This window comes from Pseudomonas citronellolis, assembly GCF_029335315.1.
In the GTDB taxonomy this organism is placed as follows: Bacteria; Pseudomonadota; Gammaproteobacteria; order Pseudomonadales; family Pseudomonadaceae; genus Pseudomonas; species Pseudomonas citronellolis_A.
Map to the genome: position 1 here is coordinate 1 of NZ_JARJLT010000104.1, position 4,016 is coordinate 4,016.

Consider the following 4,016-nt stretch of genomic DNA (forward strand, 5'->3'; position numbering starts at 1 on the left):
CCCAGCCGAATCGCGCTGATGAATGTGGCCCTTCAACTTGGCCTGAATTATCCCTTATTGGCCTGTTCTATCGTTCTGCCACCACGAACAGGAGGGCCATTATCAAGCCGCAGCTAGGTGAAGCGGTCGTCAGAACCCCAAAACCTCAAACAATAACAACTGCTTAACTGCATGGTATTGAAGCATGACCAGCGCGATTGCCATTGAGCGGATCGGGATGGAATTCGGTACCCCCGGCCAAGGCCTCAAGGCCCTGGACGACGTATCCCTGGACATCCGCGCCAACGAGTTCTTCACCCTCCTCGGCCCCTCGGGCTGCGGCAAGACCACCCTCCTGCGGCTCATCGCCGGCTTCGAACAACCCACCTCCGGCAGCATCCGCCTCTACGGCGAACCCATGCAGGGCCTCCCGCCCTTCCGCCGCCCGGTCAACACCGTCTTCCAGAGCTACGCCCTGTTCCCGCACATGACCGTGGCGCAGAACATCGCCTTCGGCCTGGAAATGCAGGGCAAGCCCAAGGCCGAGACCGACGCCACGGTGAAGGCCATGCTGGAACTGGTGCGTTTGCCCGACGTCGGTTCGCGCCGCGCCGACCAGCTCTCCGGCGGCCAGCAGCAACGCATCGCCCTGGCCCGCGCGCTGGCCAGCCGGCCCAAGGTGCTGCTGCTCGACGAATCGCTCTCGGCGCTGGACCTGAAGCTGCGCAAGGAGATGCAGATCGAGCTCAAGCGCCTGCAGCACGAGACCGGCATCACCTTCATCTTCGTTACCCACGACCAGGAAGAAGCGCTGACCATGTCCGACCGCATCGCGGTCATGAGCAAGGGCCAGATCCTGCAGATCGGCACCCCCACCGAAATCTACGACGCCCCGGCGAACCGCTGGGTGGCCGACTTCATCGGCGAGACCAACTTCCTCGAAGCCCAGGCCAGCGGCGACGGCGTGGTCCTCGCCGACGGCCAGCGCCTGGCCGCCAGCACCACCCTGCCGGGCAAGGTGACCCTGGCGATCCGCCCGGAACGCACCGAGCTGGCCCACGACGGCGAGCTGGAAGGCGTGGTGGAGAACGTGGTCTACGTCGGCACCGACACCGTCTACCACCTGAAGGTCGCGGGCCAGCCCGGCTTCCGCGTGCGCCAGCAGAACCGCCAGGGCGCGGTGGGCGCGCACGAACCCGGCGCGCGGGTGCGCGTGCGGGTGCCCGGCGACGCCATCCGGGTGCTGGCCGAATGAGTACCCTGCGCCTGCAGGCCGAGCGCAAGAGCCTGCGCGCGCGGCTGGCGCTGACCACCCCGGCGATGCTGGTCCTGCTGGTGTTCCTGGTGCTGCCGCTGGGCATCATGCTCGCCGTGTCGCTGCAGGCGCCGGGCGACTATGGCGGCGTGAAGTGGGGCCAGCACACGCTGGAGGCCTACATCAACTTCCTCTGGGAACGCGACCTGGACGACACCCTGGTGTTCAACACCGACTACCTGGGCATCTTCCAGCGCTCCTTCTGGCTGTCCATCCTGACCACCGCCGGCTGCCTGCTGATCGGCTTCCCCACCGCGCTGTACCTGGCGCTGCAGGACGAACGCCGGCGCAACATGCTGCTGTTCCTGGTCACGGTGCCGTTCTGGACCAACCTGCTGGTGCGCGTGTACGCCTGGATCCTGCTGCTGCGCAACGGCGGCCTGGTCGACGAGGGCCTGCACAAGCTGGGCTTCAGCGACGCCGCCATCGGCCTGCTGTACACCGACAACGCGGTGATCATCGGCCTGCTCTACACCTACCTGCCATTCATGGTGCTGCCCATCTACACCAGCCTGGAGAAGATGGACTGGCGCCTGGTGGAAGCCGCCTTCGACCTCGGCGCCAACCGCTGGAAGGCGCTGAAGCGGATCATCATCCCGCTGGCCATGCCCGGCATCGTCGCCGGCTGCATCCTGGTGTTCATCCCCTCGCTGGGCAACTACATCATTCCCGAGCTGCTCGGTGGCGGTAAGTCGCTGATGATCGGCAACCTGATCCAGCTGCAGTTCGGCACGGCGCACAACTGGCCATTCGGCGCGGCGCTGTCCTTCGCCCTGCTCGCCTTCGTCCTCGCCGCCATGCTGGTGTACAGCACGCGCTTCAAACAGGGCGCCGCCGGAGGCCACCCATGAGCCCGCTCAACCCGCTCTGGCGCTTCGCCGGCGTACGCCCGGCCGCCTGGCTGTTCTTCGCCTTCCTGTACATCCCGATCCTGGTGCTGGTGGTGCTCAGCTTCAACAGCGGCCAGTCGGCGACCCTGTGGGAAAGCTTCAGCTTCAAGTGGTACGCGGTGGTGGCCAACGACCCGGAGATCGTCCGCGCGGCGAAGAACTCGCTGATCGTCGCCAGCCTCGCCACGGTGTTCGCCACCCTGCTCGCCACCCTGGCGGCGCTGGGCATGCGTGGCCGCGCGTTCCGCGGACAGGGCCTGATGAACGGGGTGCTCGGCCTGCCGCTGCTGGTGCCGGAGATCGTCACCGCGGTGGCCACGCTGATGTTCTTCGCCTTCATCGGCCTGAAGCTGTCGCTGTTCACCATCCTGCTCGCCCACGTGGTGTTCTGCATCCCCTTCGCCTACCTGCCGATCCGCGCCCGCCTGGAAGGCATGGACCCGCGCCTGGCGGAAGCCGCGGCCGACCTCTACGCCTCGCCGTGGAAGGCCTTCTGGAAGGTGACCTGCCCACTGCTGATGCCCGGCATCCTTTCCGGGGCGATGCTGGCGTTCATCATCTCGATGGACGACTTCGTCATCACCTACTTCGTCGCCGGCGCCGGGGCCACCACCCTGCCGGTGTACATCTTCAGCTCAATAAGAATGGGGATATCGCCGAAGATCAACGCGATCTCGTCGATCATCCTCCTGATTTCCATCGCGTTCGTTGCGTTGTCGTACTACGTCGGCCAGCGCCGGCGTTGACTGCCTCCCGATAAAAACCATTCGCACAGGAGCTTCACCGATGACCATCCGCCGCCTACCCCTGGCCCTCAAGGCCGCCGCCCTGGCGGGCCTGACCCTGGCCAGCCAGGCCCACGCCGACGGCACGCTGCACTTCGCCAACTGGTCGGACTACTTCCCACCGGAACTGCTGAAGAAGTTCGAGAAGGACACCGGCATCCACGCCACCCTCGACTCCTACGACAGCAACGAGACCCTGCTGGCCAAGCTCAAGGCCGGCGGCGGCGCCTACGACGTGGTGGTGCCGTCGGACAGTTTCATCGAGATCTTCGTCAAGGAAGGCCTGCTGCAGAAACTCGACAAGGCGCAGTTGCCGAACCTGGCCAACCTCAAGGACAAGTTCAAGACCCTCAGCTACGACCCCGGCCACGACTACACCGTGCCCTACCTGTGGGGCAGCACCGGCTACACCTACGACAGCGCCAAGGCGCCGGGCGGCAAGTTCGACGAGAGCTGGAAGCCGTTCTTCGAGCCGCCGGAGGCGTTCAAGGGCAAGGTGGTGGCGCTCAACTCCATCGAGGAGCTGTGGGCCCCGGCCACCTACTACCTCGGCGTCAAGGAGTGCACCGAAGACCCGAAAGAGGCCGAGAAGGTCCTCGACCTGCTGCTGAAGCAGAAGCCGCTGCTGGCGATGTACAACAGCGACGGCACCATCGAGCGCATGGCCGCCGGCGAGGTGTACATGCACCAGCAGTGGAACGGCGCCTACCACCGCGCCCACGCCCAGCGCGCCAGCCTGGTCTACGTCTATCCGAAGGAAGGCGTGCGCCTGTTCATCGATAACCTGGCCATTCCCAAGGACGCCACCAACATCAAGGAAGCCCACGCCTTCCTCAACTGGATGATGCTGCCGGAGAACATCGCCGCCGCCTCCAACTTCGCCAAGTACAACAACGCCATCGCCGGTTCCGAGAAGTTCATGGACAAGGAACTGTTCGACGACCCGGCGATCAACACTCCGGAAGACAAGCTGGACCGCCTGAAGCCGTTCCAGCTGTGCTCGCCGAAGTCCCTGGCGCTGCGCGCCAAGGTCTGGACCAAGCTGAA

The 4,016-nt window shown here is 65.4% G+C and carries 4 protein-coding genes; all 4 read left to right on the forward strand.

Translation table 11 applies throughout. The features are described 5' to 3' along the window. Window positions 1-184 precede the first annotated feature (184 nt). Window positions 185-1,234, forward strand: a complete 1,050-nt coding sequence (locus tag P3W75_RS08650) for an ABC transporter ATP-binding protein (protein ID WP_276226958.1) — start codon at window positions 185-187, stop codon at window positions 1,232-1,234. Further along, on the forward strand, window positions 1,231-2,145 hold the full coding sequence (locus P3W75_RS08655) for an ABC transporter permease (RefSeq protein WP_276226959.1): 915 nt from the start codon (window positions 1,231-1,233) through the stop codon (window positions 2,143-2,145). The genes P3W75_RS08650 and P3W75_RS08655 overlap by 4 nt, the downstream gene beginning before the upstream one ends. Next, window positions 2,142-2,930 (forward strand): ABC transporter permease, encoded by a 789-nt coding sequence (locus P3W75_RS08660; RefSeq protein WP_276226960.1) that lies wholly within the window; start codon window positions 2,142-2,144, stop codon window positions 2,928-2,930. The genes P3W75_RS08655 and P3W75_RS08660 overlap by 4 nt, the downstream gene beginning before the upstream one ends. Window positions 2,931-2,970: 40 nt before the next feature. Next, a partial coding sequence (locus tag P3W75_RS08665) for an extracellular solute-binding protein (RefSeq protein WP_276226961.1) occupies window positions 2,971-4,016 on the forward strand: 1,046 nt, incomplete at its 3' end.

Coding starts and splice junctions, on each gene's coding strand:
- P3W75_RS08660 (WP_276226960.1), top strand. CDS start 2,142: ATGAGCCCGCTCAACCCGCTCTGGCGCTTCGCCGGCGTACGCCCGGCC.
- P3W75_RS08650 (WP_276226958.1), top strand. CDS start 185: ATGACCAGCGCGATTGCCATTGAGCGGATCGGGATGGAATTCGGTACC.
- P3W75_RS08655 (WP_276226959.1), top strand. CDS start 1,231: ATGAGTACCCTGCGCCTGCAGGCCGAGCGCAAGAGCCTGCGCGCGCGG.